Consider the following 18,923-nt stretch of genomic DNA (forward strand, 5'->3'; position numbering starts at 1 on the left):
CGAGTCATTATTGGGCATGTGTCCAATCACGGATTGGATTGTGGCGCAAGCCACCTCATTATGGCCAGCACCTTGGATTTGACCGGAGGAGGAGTCGTTTTCCGTCGACTTGGTCGCGTTCTCGTCCTGACAACGTCTGCCGGTGGCGGAGGCTGTCGTCGCTCTCCACTACCGTTGGATCGTGATCGAACTGCGAACGCCCCGTGAACTCGACGAGATGAAGCCTGCCGGTCGGCTCGTCGCCTCCGTCCTCACCGCTCTGCGTGAGGCCGCGGACGTGGGCGTCAATCTGCTCGAGCTCGACGCGCTCGCTCACCGCATGATCAAGGATGCCGGAGCCGAGTCGTGCTACATCGACTATCACCCGAGTTTCGGCGCGAGCCCCTTCGGCAAGGTGTTGTGCACGAGCGTCAACGACGCGGTTCTTCACGGCCTGCCGCACGACTACACCCTCGCCGACGGCGACCTCCTTTCGGTCGACTTCGCAGCCTCGTTGGACGGCTGGGTGAGTGATTCCGCGCTCTCGGTCGTTGTGGGCACGCCGCGCGACGAAGATCTGCGTCTCATCGAGACGACCGAGCGCGCCCTTGCCGCCGGCATCGAACAGGCCCGCCCCGGCGGCAAGCTCGGTGACATCTCGGCTGCCATTGCGGACGTGTGTCACGGTGCGGGATACAGCGTCAACACGCAGTTCGGTGGCCACGGCGTCGGCCGCACCATGCACGGCGAGCCGCATGTGCCCAACGACGGGCGCGCGGGGCGTGGGCTCAAGCTGCGAGAGGGTCTCGTCATCGCCATTGAGCCGTGGCTCATGGCCGGCACTGATCAACTCGTTCAGGATGCCGACGGCTGGACGTTGCGCAGCGTCGACGGCTCCCGCGGCGCTCACAGCGAGCACACCGTCGCCGTGACGGGCGATGGCCCGCTCGTGCTCACGGCTCGTTCGTGAGGTAGCCGCTTGTACGTCAAGTCGTTGACCCTGCGCGGGTTCAAGTCGTTCGCCTCGGCAACCGACCTCGTCCTCGAGCCGGGCATCACCTGCATCGTCGGCCCGAACGGATCGGGCAAGAGCAACGTCGTCGACGCTCTCGCCTGGGTCATGGGCGAGGGAAGTGCGCGCAGCTTGCGCGGCGGCAAGATGGACGACGTCATCTTCGCGGGAACCTCCGGGCGTCAGCCGCTCGGGCGTGCCCAGGTGACGATGACGATCGACAACTCCGACGGCGCGTTGCCCATCGACTACACCGAGGTGACGATCAGCCGCACGATGTTCCGTGGCGGCGGCTCGGAGTACGCGATCAACCGCACGCCTTGCCGGCTCCTCGACATCCAGGAGCTCCTCTCGGATTCGGGTATCGGCCGCGAGATGCACGTCATCGTCGGCCAGGGCCAGCTCGACGCCGTCCTGCGAGCCACACCGGAGGAGCGCCGCGGCTTCATCGAGGAGGCTGCCGGCGTCCTCAAGCACCGCCGCCGCAAGGAGAAGGCGCTGCGCAAGCTCGAGGGGATGGAGGGAAACCTCACCCGCGTCGCCGATCTGACGGCCGAGGTGCGTCGTCAACTCGGGCCGCTCGGACGACAAGCGGAGACGGCGCGTCGGGCACGGTCTATCCAGATGACGGTGCGCGACGCTCGCCTTCGCCTCTTGGCGGACGATCTCGTCCAGCAGCGTGCGGGTCTCGAGGCCGACCTCGCCGACGAGAAGGCACTCGTCGAACGTCGCACGCGTCTCGAGGCTTCCGTGGCCGAGGCGAAACGCGCTGTCTCCGAACTCGAGGACGACGCTGCCCGCAAGGCTCCCGCACTCTACGCGCTCCAGCAGCAGTGGTACTCCCTCACCTCCCTTGCGGAGAAGCTCGATGCGACCGCCCGTTTGGCGAGCGAGCGCGTACGCCTCATGGCGGCCGACGACGAACCGTCGCACTCGGGTCGCGACCCCGAGCAGCTGCGACGGCAGGCCGAGCGTGTGCGAGGGGAGGAGCTCGAACTCCAGGTTCAGGCCGACGAAGCGCAGAAGGCCGTCGACGAGGCAGTCCGCTCCCGCGAGGAAGCCGAGCGGGCCCACCAGGGGGAGCAGCAGCGGATCGTGCGCCTCGCGCGCGCAGCCGCCGACCGTCGAGAGGGCCTGGCCAAGCTTCACGGTCAAGTAGAGGCTCGACGTTCTCGCGTCGAGGCGGGTGAGGCCGAGATCGGTCGATTGCGCGGCACTCTGGGCGGATCGTCGGAGCGCGTCGACGAAGCTCGACGTGAGGTCGAAACTCTGCAGGCACGCCTCGCGGAGCTCGAGTCGGGCGAGGAGGCCGTCAACGCGGCGGCCGAGGAAGCCACGTCGCGACTGGCGGAGCTCGACGAGCGACGCCGCGAACTGCGCGACGCGCGCAACACCGCGTCGCAACGAAGTGGCGCCGCCTCAGCCCGTGCCGAGGCGCTCGAGATGTCCCTGGGTTCGGCCGGGGCGTCCCGTGAGAACCTCCCCGACGACGCCGCAGGCCTCGGCGGTGAACTCGTCGAAGCTCTTCAGGTCGAACCGGGCCACGAAGCGGCCGTCTCCGTCGCGCTCGGGTGGGCGGCCGAGTCGTTCGTCATCGCGTCGCACGAGGACGCCGCGCGTCTCCTCGGGCATCTGCGTGATCACGAGGGGGGTCGGGTCGGCCTCGTCGTCGCCGGAGCGAGCGCCCCCGACTCCGGCGCCTGGCCGGAACTGCCCGACGGCGCGGTCTGGGTACGTGACGTGGTGACCGTGCCGGACCACCTCGCGGCCGCCGTCGCCGTCCTCGTGGACAGGCTCGCGCTCGTCCCCGACACTGAGGCGGCACTTGCCGTTGTGGCGAGCGGCGCGCGTGCGGTCACTGCGGACGGCGACGTCTATGCACCGACCTTCGTGCGCGGAGGGGGGCGTCCGGGGCGTTCAGCGCTCGAACTGCGCGCTGCATTGGACGACGCGCGGCGTGACAGCCAGGCACAAGCAGAGCGCGAACGTGACCTCGCCACGGAACTGGACGAGATCGCCGGGCCGCTTCGTGAGGCACAAGCGGCCGCCGACGCGACGGCGGACCGGCTCTCCGAGAGCGACGCCGAGATCGACTCGACCGCGGAGCAGCTGGCGCGTCATCACCAGACGATCGCCGCAGCCGATCACGAGCGAGAGCGTATCCGTAGTTCCATCGAGCAGGCTCGCGTGGCGCTCGAAGCGAACCGCGGCGAACTCGAAGAACTCGAGTTACGGCTTGCTCACGCCCAGGAAGAGCCGAGCGACGAGGAACCGTCGGTGGCCGAACGAGACCGCCTGGCGGCGCTCGCAGCATCCGCCCGAACGGCGGAGACCGAACACCGGTTGACGCTGCGCACCCGCCAGGAACGGGCACGGGCGCTCTCGGGTCGGGCGGAGTCGCTCGAAGCGGCCGCACGATCTGAGCTCGCGGCGCGCGAGCGGGCCGAGGTGAGGCGACGCAGCCGCGAGGAATCTGCGCGCGTGGCACGGACGGTGAGCTCGCACGCCGAGTCGGCCTCGGCCGACGTCCGTCGCGCCCTCGAACGGCTCGTGCACTTGCGTGACGCCGAGGCGCAGGCCAAGGGAGAACGCGAGGCGCAACTCAAGGCCGCCCGCCAGCGGGCTCAGGAGCAGGCGGACGCCCTGCGGGAGGTCACCGACTCGGTGCACCGCGACGAGGTGGCCCGTGCGCAGCAGGGACTGCGCATCGAGGCGCTCGAAACGAGAGCTGGCGACGAACTCGGCATCGACCCGGACGTGCTCGTCGAGGAGTACGGGCCGCATCAGCTTGTCCCGCACCTCGAACCAGTCGCCGAGGGGGAGGAGACGCCGGAGCCGGTGCCCTTCGAGCGAAACGTGCAGGAGAAGCGACTCCAGCGGGCCGAGCGCGACCTCAAGCTGTTGGGGAAGGTCAACCCGCTCGCGCTCGAGGAGTACGCCGCGCTCGAGGAGCGCCACACCTTTCTCACCGAGCAGCTCGCCGACCTGCGCGGTTCGAAGAAGGACCTGATGTCCATCGTGGACGAGGTCGATGCACGCGTCGAGCAGGTCTTCACCGAAGCCTTCCACGACGTGGCCCGCGAGTTCGAAGGCGTCTTCTCGCGGCTGTTCCCGGGCGGCGAGGGGAGACTTGTCCTCACCGACCCGGACGACATGCTGACCACCGGCCTCGACGTCGAGGCCCGCCCGCCGGGCAAGAAGATCAAGCGCTTGTCGCTGCTGTCCGGTGGAGAGCGTTCGCTCGTGGCGGTGGCGTTGCTCGTGTCGATCTTCAAGGCGCGACCGAGCCCCTTCTACATCATGGACGAGGTCGAGGCCGCGCTCGATGACGCGAACCTCGGGCGACTCATCACCCTGTTCGAAGAGCTGCGCGACTCGAGCCAACTCATCGTCATCACGCACCAGAAGCGGACGATGGAGGTCGCGGACGCGCTCTACGGTGTGACGATGCGTGGCGACGGCGTGACGACCGTGGTCTCCCAGCGGCTGGGCGACGTCCGTGTTCCGTAGGAGAACGCGTGACAGCGCCTGAGCCGTCCGCGTGGCAACTGGCAATCGGTGAGTGCGCCGGTCACAATCGTGAGGCACCCCGCACACATGAGGAGACACGGTGTTCTGGCTCGTTCTTGGTATGACGCTTGCCGTCGCGCTCGCCCTCTTCGTCGTGGGCATCGTGGCGCTGCCGGCCCGCCGTGCGGGGCGGAGCATGTTCACGCCGCGCGGTGAACGTCTCTTCCGGCTCTCCGACGACGCGCCGGTCGGCCGGAGTCGAGGCCCCGTGAAGCGTGCGGCCGGCGAGGCCGGCGCGACCAAGAAGCCCGCGAAGTCCGGCGAGAGTGCTTCGGCCGGGGTGGCACGTTCCGAGCGTGCACGCCGACCCGAACGCTGAGTGAGCCGCTGCCTCCCGATGGCCGGTTCTCGGTGAGGTTTGCAATGATGGGGCCGTGGATCAGCTCTGGGAAATTCTTGCTGTCGTAGTCGTTGCCCTGCTCGCAGGGGTGGCGGGCGTCGTCGGTCTCGTCCGCGGTCGTTCGCGCAAGGCGCCGAAGGTGCCGCCGAAGACCGAGCAGACGCCGATCGAGCGGCCGGTCGCCAAGAAAACGCAGTACAAGCCGAGCAGCGGCATGCGGATCGACACGTCGAAGACGGCCGAACCCGCACCGGCGAAGAAGCAGGCGCGGAAGCCCGAAAACGCAACGCAGGCTCCTACCGCAACCGACACGGCCGACGTCGCAGAGCCGACGGAGCCGGCCGAAGCCGCACCCGCCACGGGTGAGACGGTCGACGAGGACCGCCCGCTCACCGAGGCGGAGGCCACGCAGACCAACCCGTTCGACGTCGAGGCCGACGAGGAAGCCGCGAGCTCGACGGCGGCCGAGACCCGTGAACTCGAGAAGCCCGAATCTGCCCGTGGTCGCATGGTGCGCCTGCGTGAGCGCCTCTCCCGTTCGAACACGGCCCTCGGCAAGGGCCTCCTCGGCCTGCTCTCCGGCGGGACGCTGGACGACGAGGCCTGGGAGGACGTCGAGGACACGCTGCTTCGTGCCGACCTGGGTGTCGAGGCGACGACGGAGATCGTCGACAACCTCAAGAAGCGGATCTCCGTGAACGGTGCCACCGACGAGGAGACCGTCTCGCAGTGGCTCCACGAGGAACTGCTCGCGCAGGTGGGCCCCGACATGGACCGTCGTATCGCGGCCAGCCGCGTCGGAGACCGCCCCGCGGTCGTGCTCGTCGTCGGCGTCAACGGCACAGGCAAGACGACCACGGTCGGCAAGCTCGCGCGTGTTCTCGTCGCCGAGGACAAGGACGTCATCCTCGGTGCCGCTGACACCTTCCGCGCCGCCGCTGCCGACCAGCTCGAGACCTGGGGTGGGCGCGTGGGCGTTCCCACGGTCCGTTCGGACAAGGAAGGCGCCGACCCGGCCGCCGTCGCGTTCGACGCCGTCAAGGCCGGCCAGGAGGGGGAGTGCGACGTCGTGCTCATCGACACCGCCGGCCGCCTGCACAACAAGGTCGGCCTCATGGACGAGCTGACGAAGGTCAAGCGCGTCGTCGAGAAGCGCAGCCCCATCGATGAGGTGCTCCTCGTCCTCGACGCGACGACGGGTCAGAACGGCATGCGTCAGGCGGAGGTCTTCGGTCAGGCCGTCGACGTCACCGGTGTCGTGCTGACGAAGCTGGACGGCACGGCCAAGGGTGGCATCGTCGTCAACGTCCAGCGGGCGCTGGGCGTGCCGGTCAAGCTCGTCGGTCTCGGTGAGGGCCCTGACGACCTGGCGCCCTTCGACCCGGAGGCGTACGTCAACGCGGTGCTCGACTGAGCAGGCCGGTCTCGAGCCCCGCAGCGCCCACCCGCAGTCACGGCCGGTGGGCGCTCGTGCGTCCACGCTTCGACACGAAACGTCTCGCATGGCGTGCATACCCTGAGGATGTGACCGCGATTTCACGTCAGCGCCGCATCCGAAACATGGGCGAAACATCGCGAGCCGCACGCTGAAACGTGACGAGGGCAGGATCACTGAGCATGAACGCACACCTTCTGGCGGCAGAGGCCGCCCCCAAACTCGACTATGCGGCCACCGCATTCGTCCTCTTGTGCGCATCGCTCGTGCTCATGATGACGCCCGCGCTGGCGTTGTTCTACGGCGGGATGACGCGCTCCAAGTCGGTGCTCAACATGATGATGATGTCGTTCGGCGCCCTCGGCGTCGTCGGCATCATCTATGTGCTCTACGGCTACTCGATGTCGTTCGGCACCCACGACATCGCCGGGCTGATCGCGAACCCGGGTGACAAGTTCGGTCTGCACAACGTCGCCGACGTGTTCAACTCGTTCGGGTACGAGGGCTACGGAAACATCCCCGAGCTCGCGTTCGTGGGCTTCCAGCTCACCTTCGCGGGCCTGACGGTCGCGCTCATCTCCGGCGCCATCGCCGACCGTGTGAAGTTCTCGACGTGGCTCGTCTTCTCCGCGATCTGGGCGACGATCGTGTACTTCCCGATCGCGCACATGGTGTGGGGCGGCGGGTTACTCGGCGGCACCGACCAGGGCGTCGCCGCGACGATGTTCGGTTCGACCGACGGCAAGGCCACGTTCGCACCGATCGACTTCGCGGGCGGCACCGTCGTCCACATCAACGCAGGCATGGCGGGCCTCGTCCTCGCCCTCATCGTCGGGCGCCGCGCCGGTTTCGGCCGCGTGCCCATGCGCCCCCACAACGTGCCGCTGACCATGCTCGGCGCCGGTCTGCTCTGGTTCGGCTGGTTCGGGTTCAACGCGGGTTCCGAGCTCGCCGCAGACGGTTCGGCCGCCCTCGTGTGGGTCAACACGACCGCCGCGACGTGTGCGGCGATGATCGGTTGGCTCGCCGTCGAGAAGATCAAGGACGGTGAGGCGACGTCCATCGGTGCCGCCTCCGGCGTCGTCGCCGGTCTCGTCGCGATCACCCCCGCCTGTGGTGCGCTCAGCCCCGTCGGCTCGCTCATCCTCGGCGCGGTCGCCGGCATCCTCAGCGCCCTGGCCGTCAGCCTGAAGTTCAAGTTCAACCTGGACGACTCGCTCGACGTCGTCGGCGTCCACCTCGTCTCCGGCCTGTGGGGCACGATCGGCGCCGGCCTGCTGTCGACGACGAACGGCCTGCTCTACGGCAAGGGCTACGAGCAGACGGTCGTGCAGATCGTCATCGCGCTCGGTTGCCTCGCGTTCACGGGCGTGCTCACCGCCGTCATCGGTCTCGCCCTCAAGGCGACGATGGGCTGGCGCATCGACCACGACGACGAGCTCGCGGGCATCGACTCCGCCGAGCACGCCGAATCCGCCTACGATTTCGGTGGGTTCGCCTCCGGTACCCGCGTCGGCCACGGCCTGCTGCCGTCCGGCCACGGCCCCCTCGGTGGCAGCACCACCGGCGCAGAACACAACGACCCGCGAGGAGTGCAGGCATGAAACTCGTCACCGCCATCATCAAGCCGTTCAAGCTCGACGACGTCAAGGAAGCCCTCGAGGCCTATGGCATCGCCGGGATGACGGTGAGCGAGGTCAGCGGCTACGGCCGCCAGCGCGGCCACAGCGAGGTTTACCGCGGCGCCGAGTACAGCGTCGACTTCGTGCCGAAGCTGCGCATCGAGGTCGTCATCGACGGCGCCGACGCGCCCGCCGTCGTCGACGCCGTCGTGCGTGCCGCGCAGACGGGACGCATCGGCGACGGCAAGGTGTGGACCGTGCCGGTTGAGGACGTCGTGCGTGTTCGCACAGGTGAGACGGGTCCGGCGGCGCTGTGACCCCGGCCGGCTGCACGTCGTGGGCGGAGAACTGATGGTCCTGGCCTCCGCCCACTACGCCGAGCGCCTCGAACTCGCCACGGCACTGGGATTCAGCAGTCCGGGCGCCGGGCGTGCTCGCCGGCTCCGTCTCGCCGAGCACGCCCAGGGCTACCTCGAGCAGGTATGGCAGGAGGCGATCTCGGCTGCGGGTTTCTCCTCCGGCACGACAGACGTTGCGCTTGCCGTGGTCGGCTCGCAGGCCAGGGGGGAGGCCGGCCCCCTCAGTGACGTGGACCTCGTCCTGGTGCACACCGGTCGGGTGGGAGCCGAGCGTCTCAGCCGGCTGGCCGACGGCCTCTGGTACCCGCTGTGGGACGCCGGTGTGCGTTTCGACCATTCGGTTCGCACGCTCGCAGAATGCCGAAAGGCCGCCTCAGGTGATCTTGCCGCTGCGGTGGGGATGCTCGATCTCGCGCCCGTGGCGGGCGACGCGACCCTTGTGGCAGGGGTGCGCCAGAGTGTTGGCGTGGACTGGCGCGCCGCAGCCCGCAAGCGACTTCCGGAGGTGCTCGAATCTTTCGAGGCGAGGCACGCGAGCTTCGCGGCTGTTTCGGGGACTTTGGAGCCTGATCTCAAGGAGTCCGGTGGTGGTCTGCGCGACCTCCTGCTCATCGATGCCTTGACGACGGCCTGGCTCGCAGATCCGCAGCGGGGGGCTCTCGATCCGGCTCGAACGACTCTGCTGGACGTTCGCGACGCGCTGCAGGTGGTGACCGAGCGGGGGCGCGCGACTCTGGGACTACAGCACCAGGATGCCGTGGCCCAGCTCCTCGGTCTGCAGGATGCCGACGAACTGCTCACCCGGGTCGTTAACGCGGGGCGCGCCGTGGCGCACGTGCGCGATACCGCGGTTCGTTCCGCCTCGCAGGCACAGCGTGCACGGGGTCTTCGGGTGGGGCCGCGTCGCCCGCGCCTGACGCCGCTGGGGTACGGCCTCTTCCTCCACGACGGGGAAGTCGTGCTCGGTGGCTCACCGCGTGAGCCGGGCGTCGTGCAGCTCCTTCGCGCGGCCACGCAGGCAGCGCGTCGAGGAATGCGTATCGCTCCGGCGACGGCCGTGAAGCTCGCCTCTGACCTTCCCCGCCTTCCCACGCCCTGGCCGGCGCCGGTGCGGGAGGCCTTCGTCGAGCTGCTCGCCTCCGGTGCGGGCCTCGTCGACGTGTGGGAGGACCTCGACCGCATCGGCGTGATCGACGCATGGTTTCCGGAGTGGGCGTCGATCCGATCACGCCCCCAGCGAAACGCGCTTCACCGTTTCACCGTAGACCGCCACCTCATCGAGGCGTGCGCGGCCTGCGAGCCACTGCTCGTGAGGGTGGCTCGTCCGGATCTCCTCGTCGTCGCGGCGTTCCTTCACGACATCGGCAAGGTGTCTGGTCAGCGGGACCACAGTGTCGAGGGTGCCCCCGTCGCCCGGGCCATCTGCGAGCGGATGGGATTCGATGCGAACGACGCCGCGGTCGTCGAACGGCTCGTGCGCCACCACCTCACGTTGGCCGAGTGCGCCACTCGACGCGACCCTGACGATCCGCGCACGGCTGATGTCGTCATCGAGGCCGTCTCCGGTCAGGAGCAGGTGCTCCAGCTTCTTGCCGCGCTCACCGAAGCCGACGCCGTGGCCACCGGTACCGGAGCGTGGACCTCGTGGCGTGCGGGTCTCGTGGCCGATCTCGTGCGGCGCGCGGAGGCACAGCTGACACACGAGGTCGCCACCTCGAATCCGCGGGTCGGCTGGGAGCCGACGGCACAGGACGCGCAGAGGGTTCGTGACGGGGATGTCGTGCTTCAGGTCGAGCGCAAGGACGTGCGCTCAGCTGTTCTCACGGTCGTCGACGTCGACCGGCCCGGACTCTTCGCCGACACGGCCGGGCTCCTGGCCCTGAGGCGACTGAGGGTCGTCGCTGCTGCGATCACGACGCGAGAGGGGCTGGCCCTGGATCGGTGGTCGGTCGAGGCGCCGCACGGGGAGTTGCCAGACGTCACGGAGCTCGAGAGAGCCCTGCGCGCGCTCCGGTGTGGAGATCGCACGCCCCTTCGTGCCCTGGACGTTCCCGCGCACCGGGCTCACGCCGGGTCAGAGCGGCCGAGCGACGTTCTCGTGCGACGTGTGTCGTCCGCAGGGGACGCGCAGCGGATCGAAGTGCGCGCGCCCGACCGCGTCGGGCTCCTCTTCGACGTGGGACGCGCCCTCGCGGCCTGCGGCGTGGCGCTCGTCGCTGCGAGCGTCATGACCAGCGCGGGCCGGGCGGTCGACGTCTTCACGGTGAGGGCAGCTGACGCTGGGACGCTGGATCCTCATGCGCTCGATCGTGCGCTCGATGCCGTTCGAGGCGCCCTGCGCTCTCGGTGAACGAGCAGAACGCTCAGGTGCGCCGCAGGCGCGGTCCCACGGAGTCGATCTGACGGCGCCCGGGGCGAGCGGGTAACCTAAACCGGTGTTCAACAGCCTTTCCGACCGTCTGACAGCCACCTTCACGAATCTTCGTGGCAAGGGGCGTCTGACCGAGTCCGACATCAACTCGACCATCCGCGACATCCGGATGGCGCTGCTCGATGCGGACGTCGCCCTGCCGGTCGTCAAGCAGTTCACCCGTGGTGTGCGCGAGCGCGCGCTGGGTGCCGAGGTGAGCCAGGCGCTCAACCCGGGCCAGCAGGTCGTCAAGATCGTCAACGAGGAACTCGTCGAGATCCTCGGTGGTCAGACCCGGCGCCTGACGATGGCGAAGTCGGGCCCGACGGTCATCATGCTCGCGGGTCTGCAGGGTTCGGGTAAGACGACGTTCGCCGGCAAGCTGGCCCGCCGTCTGCGCGACGAGGGCCACTTCCCGGTGCTCGTGGCCGCCGACCTCCAGCGTCCGAACGCCGTGCGTCAGCTCGAGGTCGTCGGTGAGCGCGCGGGTGTGCCCGTCTTCGCTCCCGAGCGCGGCAACGAGGGTGGTCACGACGCGGTCTCCGAGAACGCCGAGGGCACCCGCTCCTACGGCGACCCGGTGTGGGTCGCCCAGGCTGGCGTCAACCAGGCCAAGCTGCGTCAGTACGACGTCGTCATCGTCGACACCGCCGGTCGTCTGGCCGTCGACGAGAACCTCATGCAGCAAGCGGCCGACATCCGCGCGGCCATCAACCCGCACGAGGTGCTGTTCGTCATCGACGCGATGATCGGCCAGGCTGCCATCGAGACGGCGACGGCGTTCCAGGACGGCGTCGACTTCACGGGTGTCGTCCTGTCGAAGCTCGACGGTGACGCCCGCGGTGGTGCGGCTCTGTCCGTCGCCTCCATCACCGGCCGTCCCATCATGTACGCGTCCACGGGTGAAGGCGTCAAGGACGTCGAGGTTTTCCACCCCGACCGCATGGCGTCGCGCATCCTCGACATGGGCGACGTGCTCACCCTCATCGAGCAGGCCGAGCGGGCCTTCGACAAGCGCCAGGCCGCCGAGATGGCCCGCAAGTTCTCCGGTGGCGAGGACTTCACGTTCGACGACTTCCTCCAGCAGATGTCGGCCATCAAGAAGATGGGGAACATCAAGGGCCTGCTCGGCATGATGCCGGGCATGGGCCAGATGCGTGACCAGCTCAACGCCCTCGACGAGCGCGAGTTCGACCGCGTCGAGGCCATCGTCCACTCGATGACGCCGTTCGAGCGCAACAACCCCAAGCAGATCAACGGTTCGCGCCGTGCGCGCATCGCGCGCGGTTCGGGCGTGAGCGTCTCCGAGGTCAACCAGCTGCTCGAGCGCTTCGGCCAGGCGCAGAAGATGATGCGTCAGCTGAAGAACGGCGGCGGTATGCCGGGAATGCCCGGGATGCCGGGCATGGGTGCCGGTGGCGGCAAGCGCGGCAAGAGCCAGCCCAAGAAGAAGGGCAAGAGCGGTAACCCGGCCAAGCGCGCGCAGCAGGAAGCGGAGGCAGCGAAGAAGGCCGATGCCGCCCGTAACCAGGCCATGGAGAACGCGTTCGGGCAGATGAAGGAAGAGCCCGACTACTCCAACATGAAGCTGCCCAAGGGCTTCGAGAAGTTCCTCGGCCCGGGCGCTGACAAGGACTGATCGCGCGAAGAGCGCTGCATGACCGTGAAGGGCCGACCACACACGAAGTGGTCGGCCCTTCGCCGTCCCAGCTCGGGGACAGCCGGTGAAGGAATTGTCGGCTACGCGACGACGAGGGGCGGGCGCTCGGCGCGCTCGAACGCCGCCCGCAGCTCCTTAGTGAAGCGCTTGGGCCGGTTGAGGTTCGAGATGTGACCGGCGTCGTCGAGCACGACGAGACGGGCCGCGTCGTTGGCCGCGAGGAAGCGACGCTCGTGGATGCGGAACTCGTCACGGCGGCCGTTGATGATCGTCACGGGCACGTCGATCGAGCCGATCGCCTCGAGAACGTCGAGGCGGCCCAGTGCGCGCATGACGGGGGCCACGACGTGAGCCTTCGCGCGACCGCCGCCGTAGTAGTGGCGCGCGGCCTTGGGCGAGTTGGCCTTCGCGAAGGCGGCGAGAACGCTGTCGTCCGCGCTGCCGGGAAGCCGGTCCCGCCAGGAGAGGTAGGCGCCGAACACCACCGCGAGGAAGCGGTTCGGGACGGCGGTGCACCCCGCCACCGTTACGGCGCGTAGGGGACGCTGCGTGGTGGCGGCGTACTGCAGCGACAGGTAGCCGCCGAGTGACAACCCGACGAGCATCGGCGGCTCGGGGCACGACGCGACGGCCTCGTCGATGGTGGCCAACGCCGCAGCGAGCGAGAACTCCTCGTCCTGACGCTCGCCGTGACCGGGAAGATCAGGCGCGACGACGTGGAAGCCTCGCTTCGTCAGGCGCTTGATCTGGGGTCGCCACATGGTGCGCGAAGAGCGCACACCATGCACGAGAACCACCGAACCGGACATCCCTTCAGAATACGGCTCACGCCTGGGAAGGCCCTCCACACGTCGCCGTCACTCGGCGAAAATGGGCGGACAACGTGAGGAACATCGCACCTACTCGCCCGTTGGGTCGGTGGCTCCCGTTAGGGTCACGAGCATGAGCGACACCGTCCTGCACCTGACCGGTCGCGTCCTGCGTGGCCCCGATGACGAAGCGGCCGAAGCGTGGGTGATCGACGGACGCATCACCTTCGAGACCCCTGACGGCGCAGCCACCGCAGACGCCACACGTCTGGAGGGCACCTTCCTTCCGGGCCTCGTCGACGCGCACTGTCACGTCGGCCTGGAAGCCCACGGTGGGGCGCCGGAGAACGCCGAGGCGCATGCGTTGGCCGACCGCTCGGCCGGCGCGCTCCTCCTGCGTGACTGCGGTTCACCCGTCGACACCCACTGGATTGACGAACGCGAGGACCTGCCGCGCATCGTGCGCGCCGGACGTCACATCGCGCGCACGAAGCGCTACATCAAGAACTTCGCCCACGAGATCGAGCCGGAGGACCTCGTCGCCTACGTGCGTCAGGAAGCCCGCCGCGGCGACGGCTGGGTGAAGCTCGTCGGCGACTGGATCGACCGCGACGCCGGCGACCTCGCGCCCTGCTGGCCCAAGGAGGCCCTCACACCGGCGATCGACGCAGCCCACGAGGAGGGCGCTCGCGTCACGGCCCACTGCTTCGGTGAGCAGTCGCTCGTCGACTTTGCCGAAGCCGGCATCGACTGCATCGAACACGCGAGCGGCCTCACCGAGGAGACCATCGCGATGTTCGCCGAGCGCGACATCGCGATCGTGCCCACGCTCATCAACCTCGACAACTTCCCGAGCTTCGCGCAGGCGGGGGAGAAGAAGTTCCCCGGCTACGCCGCTCACATGCGTGACCTACACGCGCGCCGGTACGAGACCATCGGCGCGGCCCGGGACGCAGGCTTGCGCATCTTCGCGGGCACCGACGCCGGCGGGCAGTTGCCCCACGGCCTCGTCGCCCGTGAGGTGGAGGAGATGCTCAACGTCGGGATGAGCGCGACCGAGGCCATCGCGACGGCGACGTGGGGCGCTCGCGAATGGCTGGGCCACGAAGCGCTCGTCGAGGGTGCCCCGGCTGACCTCGTGCAGTACGAGAGCGACCCGCGCGACGACGTTCGCGTGCTCGCCGCGCCCACGCATGTCATCCTGCGCGGACGCGTCGTTGAGTGAGGACGACGGGCGCCTCCTCGTCGCCGACGGTGAGCGTGTCCACGTCAGTGTGGCGACGGGTGGTGACATCGCGCCGTACCGGGAGGCGATGACACGGTCAGCGTCTCGGATCGGCCGCTGGAACCCGGTCAACCCGGACGACCTCGTCCACCACCTCGCGGCGCAGTCGGCCACGCACCGCACGTTTCTCATCCGCGCCAAGGACGCTGCCCGGGTGGCAGGTGACGAGGCGGGGCTCGTGGGCTGCGTCAACGTGACGAATGTCGTCCACGGCCGTTTCATGAGCGCCACCATGGGCTACAACGCGTTCGATCCCTACGTCGGTACCGGTCTGTTCCGCGAGGGGATGGCCCTCGTCGTCGGCATCGTGCTACGTCAGGCGCCCCACGGTATGGGGCTTCATCGCCTCGAGGCGAACGTGCGCATCGGCAACGACACGTCGGCCGGCCTCCTGCGCTCCCTGGGGTTCCGCCGCGAGCGCACGATGCGCCGGATGTTGTGGCTGGCCGACGGTCTCGGGGGTCGGAGCGCGTGGTTCGATCACGACTCGTTCGCCGTGACGCGCGAGGAATGGCCCGCGGCGCCGCACACCGCGAACGATCTGCCCACGGGTGTCATCGTGTGCGGGTCGGGCACGCCGGCCGCTGCGGCCTTCGCGGTCGCACGTGAACTCGGGGGAGTGGCCCTCGCCGACGTGCCGTTCGACGCCGCCCTCACGACGGCCCGGTACGCAGCGGCGCCCGTCGTGTGGTCGGCCGGTGACGACGCGGAGGCCGCTCACGACGCGCTGTTGCGTGCCGGCGCCACCGTCGCCCGCGGTGACGACATCGTCGCGAGCATCAGCGGCAATCCCTCAGACGTGACGCGGGCGGCTCTCCGACTGCGCCCGCGCCTCGTCTGAGGGGCTGTCGAGGGCCGTCAGTCGACGCTGATCTCGCCCATCTCGTCCCAGCCCTCGCCGTCGATCTGGCGGCTGATGATTCGCGGCGTGGAGGCGAGCTTGTCAGGCGTCTCGGCGGTGAACGTCTTGAAGTGCTCGGAGTTCACGTGTGCCTCTGCGGCGTCGTCCTTGAACGCTTCCACGAGCACGTACTCGTTCGGGTTCTCGACGCTGCGGCTCCAGTCGAACCACAGGTTGCCGCTCTCGGCGCGGGTGGCCTCGGTGAACGCTGCGACGTGGTCCATCCACGTCTCGGCGTGCTCGGGGCGGACGTCGAACTTGACGACGATGAAGATCATCGGAAGGTGCCTTTCACTCGGGGCATAGACAAGGGGATGTGCCGACTTCTCGGCACATCCCCTTGTCTACCACCTGTCGATCAGGCCGCGTCGCCGGCAACCTTCTCCGACTGACGCAGGTCCTCGGCGTCGATGCCGCGCGGCATGCGCAGGCCTTCGTCGAGGAGGAACCGCACGTAGGCGTAGTTCGTGAAGAACCCGGGAAGTTCGTCGGTCAGGGCCGAACGCTCGAGCACCTCACGGGCCTCGTCGAGACGCAACTGAATGTCGGCGTCGGCGCCGCGCTTGAGCTTGATCATCTCCTCGTCGATGAGGCGTTGGAGCAGGGCACGCGAGACCTGCGGACCTTCGGCGAGCTGCGTCGAGTGGTGCATCCACTGCCACAGCTGCGCACGGCAGATCTCGGTCGTCGCGGCGTCCTCCATGAAGTTGCCGATGGCGACGGCGCCCTGGCCGTCGATCCACGCGGCGAGGTACTGCAGGGCGACGCTGACGTTGCTGCGCACACCGTGCAGGCTCGTGGTCTGTATCGTGCCTTCGAGGCTGACGAGCGCGTGCGCGTCGTGACGCGGCGTGCGCTTGACCTCGATCTGGTCGAGCTTGTCGCCGAGCACGTGCGTGAACGCCGACATCACGGTGTCGACCATGGCCGGGTGCGCCACCCAGGAGCCGTCGAATCCCTCCTCGGCCTCACGCTCCTTCTCGGCGTGCACGACGTTGAGCGCGCGGTGACGGCGCTCCTCGTCCTGAACCGTCGGGTTGTTCGCCGCCGGCGCCGCGATGGCGTGCGTGCCGCGCTTGTGGGCGGTGGCGACGAGCAGGTCGGTGAACGTGCGCATGAACGGTGTCGTCATCGTGATGCGCTCGCGGTCGGGCAGCACGTACTCGTCACCGCGGTGGGCGAAGGTGCGCACGTAGCTGAAGATGTAGTCCCAGCGGCCCGCGTTGAGGCCCGAGGCGTGCTCGCGCAGCTCGAAGAGGATCTCCTCCATCGCGAACGCTGCGGGCAGCGTCTCGATGAGGACGGTGGCGCGCACCGTGCCGCGCGGGATGTCGAGGGCGTCCTGGGCCGCGTTGAAGATGTCGTTCCACAGGCGCGCTTCGGCACCGGACTCGATCTTCGGCAGGTAGAAGTACGGGCCGTAGCCGGCTTCGATGAGCGCCTTCGCGTTGTGGAAGAAGTATAGGCCGAAGTCGACGAGCGTGGCCGAGATCGGGCGACCGTCGATCGTGATGTGCTTCTCGCACAGGTGCCAGGCACGCGGGCGCATGATGAGCGTCGGGCGCTTGATCTGCGGGCGGGCCGCGTAGGCGCGCACCGCGTCACGCAGGACGATCTGACCGTCGATGAGGTTGAACCAGGTGGGCGCCGTGGCGTCTTCGAGGTCGGCCAGCCAGGTGGACGCGTTCGACGCCATCGCGTGCTCGACGTGGCTGCGCGTCACCGGCGCGACGAGTTCGACGCGGCGGTCGGCGAGGCCCGGAGCGATCGGGGCGACGCTCCACGAGTCGTCCTCACGCGCGGCGATCTCCTCGAGCGAGAAGTCGAGGTCGGCTCCCCGGTTGATACGACGCGACTGCGCGCGACGCTGCGCGAGAAGGTCGGCGCGACGTCCTGCGAACTCGCCGTCGAGGCGCGCCAGGAACGCGAGGGCGTCGGGGGTGAGGATCTCGTCGAAGCCCGGGTGCATCCGGCCGCGGACGGTGGGTGAAGAGCTCATGGGGCCCTCCTTCGAAGAAGCGCGGGGGCAACGCCGTCGGGCGTCGCGGGTGGAACGGTGAAACCCATCATCCCCGATACGCAGGCCCTCGTGGAGCGGGTTCGGGTGCTGGACGGGGTGGAAAGTGAACCCCCGCCCGTGCGGTCGGAGCCAGGTGGCCGCACAGGCGGGGGTTGGTCTTACTCAGACGGTGGCGATCAGAACTGAGCGCTCTCCGTCGAGTCCTTGAGGGCGGTCGTCGACGACTCGGGGTTGAGCGTCGTGGAGACCAGGTCGAAGTAACCCGTGCCGACCTCGCGCTGGTGCTTCGTGGCCGTGTAGCCGCGGCTCTCCGAGGCGAACTCGCGCTCCTGCAGGTCGACGTACGCCGTCATCTGCTCGCGAGCGTAGCCGTGAGCCAGGTCGAACATCGAGTAGTTGAGGGCGTGGAAGCCGGCGAGGGTGATGAACTGGAACTTGAAGCCCATCGCGCCGAGTTCCTTCTGGAACTTCGCGATCGTCTCGTCGTCGAGGTGCTTGCGCCAGTTGAACGACGGCGAGCAGTTGTAGGCCAGCATCTGGTCCGGGTACTCGGCCTTGACGGCCTCGGCGAACTTCTTGGCCAGCTCGAGGTCCGGCGTGCCCGTCTCCATCCAGATGAGGTCGGCGTAGGGCGCGTAGGCCTTGGCGCGCTCGATGCAGGGCTCGATGCCGTTGCGAACCTTGTAGAAGCCCTCGTTGGTGCGCTCACCGGTGAGGAACTGCTGGTCGCGCTCGTCGACGTCGGAGGTGATGAGCGTCGCGGCCTCGGCGTCCGTACGGGCGATGACGACCGACGGGACGTTCGAGACGTCGGCGGCGAGGCGGGCGGCGTTCAGCGTGCGAACGTGCTGCTTCGTCGGGATGAGCACCTTGCCACCGAGGTGACCGCACTTCTTCTCCGACGCGAGCTGGTCCTCCCAGTGCACACCCGCGGCACCGGCGTTGATCATGGACTTCATGAGCTCGTAGGCGTTGAGCGGGCCACCAAAGCCGGCCTCGGCGTCGGCGACGATCGGGACGATCCACTCGTCGACGGACTTGGTGCCCTCGGAGAACTCGATCTCGTCGGCGCGCATGAGCGCGTTGTTGATGCGGCGCACGACCTGCGGCACGGAGTTGGCCGGGTAGAGCGACTGGTCCGGGTAGGTCTGACCGGCGAGGTTCGCGTCACCGGCGACCTGCCAACCGGACAGGTAGATGGCCTTGAGGCCGGCCTTGACCTGCTGGACGGCCTGGTTACCCGTCAGCGCACCGAGGGCGTTGACGAAGTCCTCCGTGTGGAGCTTGTCCCACAGCTGCTCGGCACCGCGCTTGGCGAGGGTGAACTCCTCCTGCACGTTGCCCTGGAGGCGAGCGACGTCCTGGGCGGTGTACTCGCGCTCGACGTTCTTCCAGCGCTCGTTCGTGTCCCAGTCCTTCTGGATCGCGGCTGCGCGGTCGTCGATCGTCTTGATGATCTGCTCGGAGGTCATTGGCTCCAGTCCTTCCTCTATGGGCCCTGGTAGGTGCCCGGTGGGGATC

At 68.6% G+C, this 18,923-nt stretch carries 14 protein-coding genes; 10 read left to right on the forward strand and 4 right to left on the reverse strand.

The genetic code is table 11. The features are described from left to right. Positions 1-181 precede the first annotated feature (181 nt). The 8 genes from map (at position 182) to ffh (ending at position 12,366) form a co-directional block, all read left to right on the forward strand. Positions 182-949, forward strand: a complete 768-nt coding sequence (gene map / locus K9D12_RS06250; RefSeq protein WP_129665191.1) for a type I methionyl aminopeptidase — start codon at positions 182-184, stop codon at positions 947-949. Positions 950-958: 9 nt separating this feature from the next. Then, positions 959-4,501: a chromosome segregation protein SMC gene (smc, locus tag K9D12_RS06255; RefSeq protein ID WP_129665193.1), complete on the forward strand. Its 3,543-nt coding sequence runs from the start codon at positions 959-961 to the stop codon at positions 4,499-4,501. Between the two features lie 100 nt (positions 4,502-4,601). Further along, complete coding sequence (locus K9D12_RS06260; protein ID WP_129665195.1) at positions 4,602-4,880, forward strand: hypothetical protein; 279 nt, start codon at positions 4,602-4,604, stop codon at positions 4,878-4,880. Between the two features lie 55 nt (positions 4,881-4,935). Further along, positions 4,936-6,315 (forward strand): signal recognition particle-docking protein FtsY, encoded by a 1,380-nt coding sequence (gene ftsY, locus K9D12_RS06265; protein ID WP_129665197.1) that lies wholly within the window; start codon positions 4,936-4,938, stop codon positions 6,313-6,315. A gap of 203 nt (positions 6,316-6,518) precedes the next feature. Next, positions 6,519-7,940 (forward strand): ammonium transporter, encoded by a 1,422-nt coding sequence (locus K9D12_RS06270; RefSeq protein WP_047311969.1) that lies wholly within the window; start codon positions 6,519-6,521, stop codon positions 7,938-7,940. Then, positions 7,937-8,275 carry a P-II family nitrogen regulator gene (locus K9D12_RS06275; RefSeq protein WP_129665199.1) on the forward strand — a complete coding sequence of 113 codons (339 nt, stop codon included), beginning with the start codon at positions 7,937-7,939 and terminating at the stop codon, positions 8,273-8,275. The genes K9D12_RS06270 and K9D12_RS06275 overlap by 4 nt, the downstream gene beginning before the upstream one ends. A gap of 34 nt (positions 8,276-8,309) precedes the next feature. After that, entirely contained in the window at positions 8,310-10,667 is a 2,358-nt protein-coding gene (locus K9D12_RS06280) for a [protein-PII] uridylyltransferase (protein WP_129665201.1), read from the forward strand. 85 nt (positions 10,668-10,752) lie between these two features. After that, a complete protein-coding gene (gene ffh, locus K9D12_RS06285; RefSeq protein ID WP_129665203.1) occupies positions 10,753-12,366 on the forward strand; it encodes a signal recognition particle protein in 1,614 nt (537 codons plus the stop codon). 101 nt (positions 12,367-12,467) lie between these two features. Here the strand turns inward: ffh and K9D12_RS06290 are convergent, their stop codons facing one another. Next, positions 12,468-13,196, reverse strand: coding sequence for an alpha/beta fold hydrolase (locus tag K9D12_RS06290; RefSeq protein ID WP_129665205.1), 729 nt, complete (start codon positions 13,194-13,196; stop codon positions 12,468-12,470). 133 nt (positions 13,197-13,329) lie between these two features. On the opposite strand from K9D12_RS06290, the gene K9D12_RS06295 reads away from it, so the two are divergent. Together K9D12_RS06295 and K9D12_RS06300 are read left to right on the forward strand one after the other, a co-directional pair. Beyond that, entirely contained in the window at positions 13,330-14,421 is a 1,092-nt protein-coding gene (locus K9D12_RS06295; RefSeq protein ID WP_129665208.1) for an amidohydrolase family protein, read from the forward strand. After that, entirely contained in the window at positions 14,414-15,322 is a 909-nt protein-coding gene (locus K9D12_RS06300) for a GNAT family N-acetyltransferase (protein ID WP_205744882.1), read from the forward strand. The genes K9D12_RS06295 and K9D12_RS06300 overlap by 8 nt, the downstream gene beginning before the upstream one ends. A gap of 17 nt (positions 15,323-15,339) precedes the next feature. Here the strand turns inward: K9D12_RS06300 and K9D12_RS06305 are convergent, their stop codons facing one another. The 3 genes from K9D12_RS06305 to aceA all read right to left on the reverse strand — a co-directional run bounded on the left by K9D12_RS06305 (position 15,340) and on the right by aceA (position 18,874). After that, positions 15,340-15,660 (reverse strand): putative quinol monooxygenase, encoded by a 321-nt coding sequence (locus K9D12_RS06305; RefSeq protein WP_118912723.1) that lies wholly within the window; start codon positions 15,658-15,660, stop codon positions 15,340-15,342. Positions 15,661-15,740: 80 nt separating this feature from the next. After that, the gene (gene aceB, locus K9D12_RS06310; RefSeq protein WP_129665212.1) at positions 15,741-17,381 is read right to left on the reverse strand and encodes a malate synthase A; all 1,641 of its coding nucleotides are present in this window, start codon (positions 17,379-17,381) and stop codon (positions 15,741-15,743) included. Positions 17,382-17,578: 197 nt separating this feature from the next. Next, positions 17,579-18,874 (reverse strand): isocitrate lyase, encoded by a 1,296-nt coding sequence (aceA, locus tag K9D12_RS06315; RefSeq protein WP_129665214.1) that lies wholly within the window; start codon positions 18,872-18,874, stop codon positions 17,579-17,581. Between the last annotated feature and the right edge of the window lie 49 nt (positions 18,875-18,923).

The organism is Dermacoccus sp. Tok2021 (assembly GCF_019895135.1).
Classification (GTDB): domain Bacteria; phylum Actinomycetota; class Actinomycetes; order Actinomycetales; family Dermatophilaceae; genus Dermacoccus; species Dermacoccus abyssi.

What these genes read in the sequence shown, in the direction of transcription:
- aceB (WP_129665212.1), bottom strand. Translation starts at nt 17,381, where the DNA reads ATGAGCTCTTCACCCACCGTCCGCGGCCGGATGCACCCGGGCTTCGAC.
- K9D12_RS06275 (WP_129665199.1), top strand. Translation starts at nt 7,937, where the DNA reads ATGAAACTCGTCACCGCCATCATCAAGCCGTTCAAGCTCGACGACGTC.
- K9D12_RS06270 (WP_047311969.1), top strand. Translation starts at nt 6,519, where the DNA reads ATGAACGCACACCTTCTGGCGGCAGAGGCCGCCCCCAAACTCGACTAT.
- K9D12_RS06305 (WP_118912723.1), bottom strand. Translation starts at nt 15,660, where the DNA reads ATGATCTTCATCGTCGTCAAGTTCGACGTCCGCCCCGAGCACGCCGAG.
- K9D12_RS06295 (WP_129665208.1), top strand. Translation starts at nt 13,330, where the DNA reads ATGAGCGACACCGTCCTGCACCTGACCGGTCGCGTCCTGCGTGGCCCC.
- K9D12_RS06280 (WP_129665201.1), top strand. Translation starts at nt 8,310, where the DNA reads ATGGTCCTGGCCTCCGCCCACTACGCCGAGCGCCTCGAACTCGCCACG.
- aceA (WP_129665214.1), bottom strand. Translation starts at nt 18,874, where the DNA reads ATGACCTCCGAGCAGATCATCAAGACGATCGACGACCGCGCAGCCGCG.
- K9D12_RS06290 (WP_129665205.1), bottom strand. Translation starts at nt 13,196, where the DNA reads ATGTCCGGTTCGGTGGTTCTCGTGCATGGTGTGCGCTCTTCGCGCACC.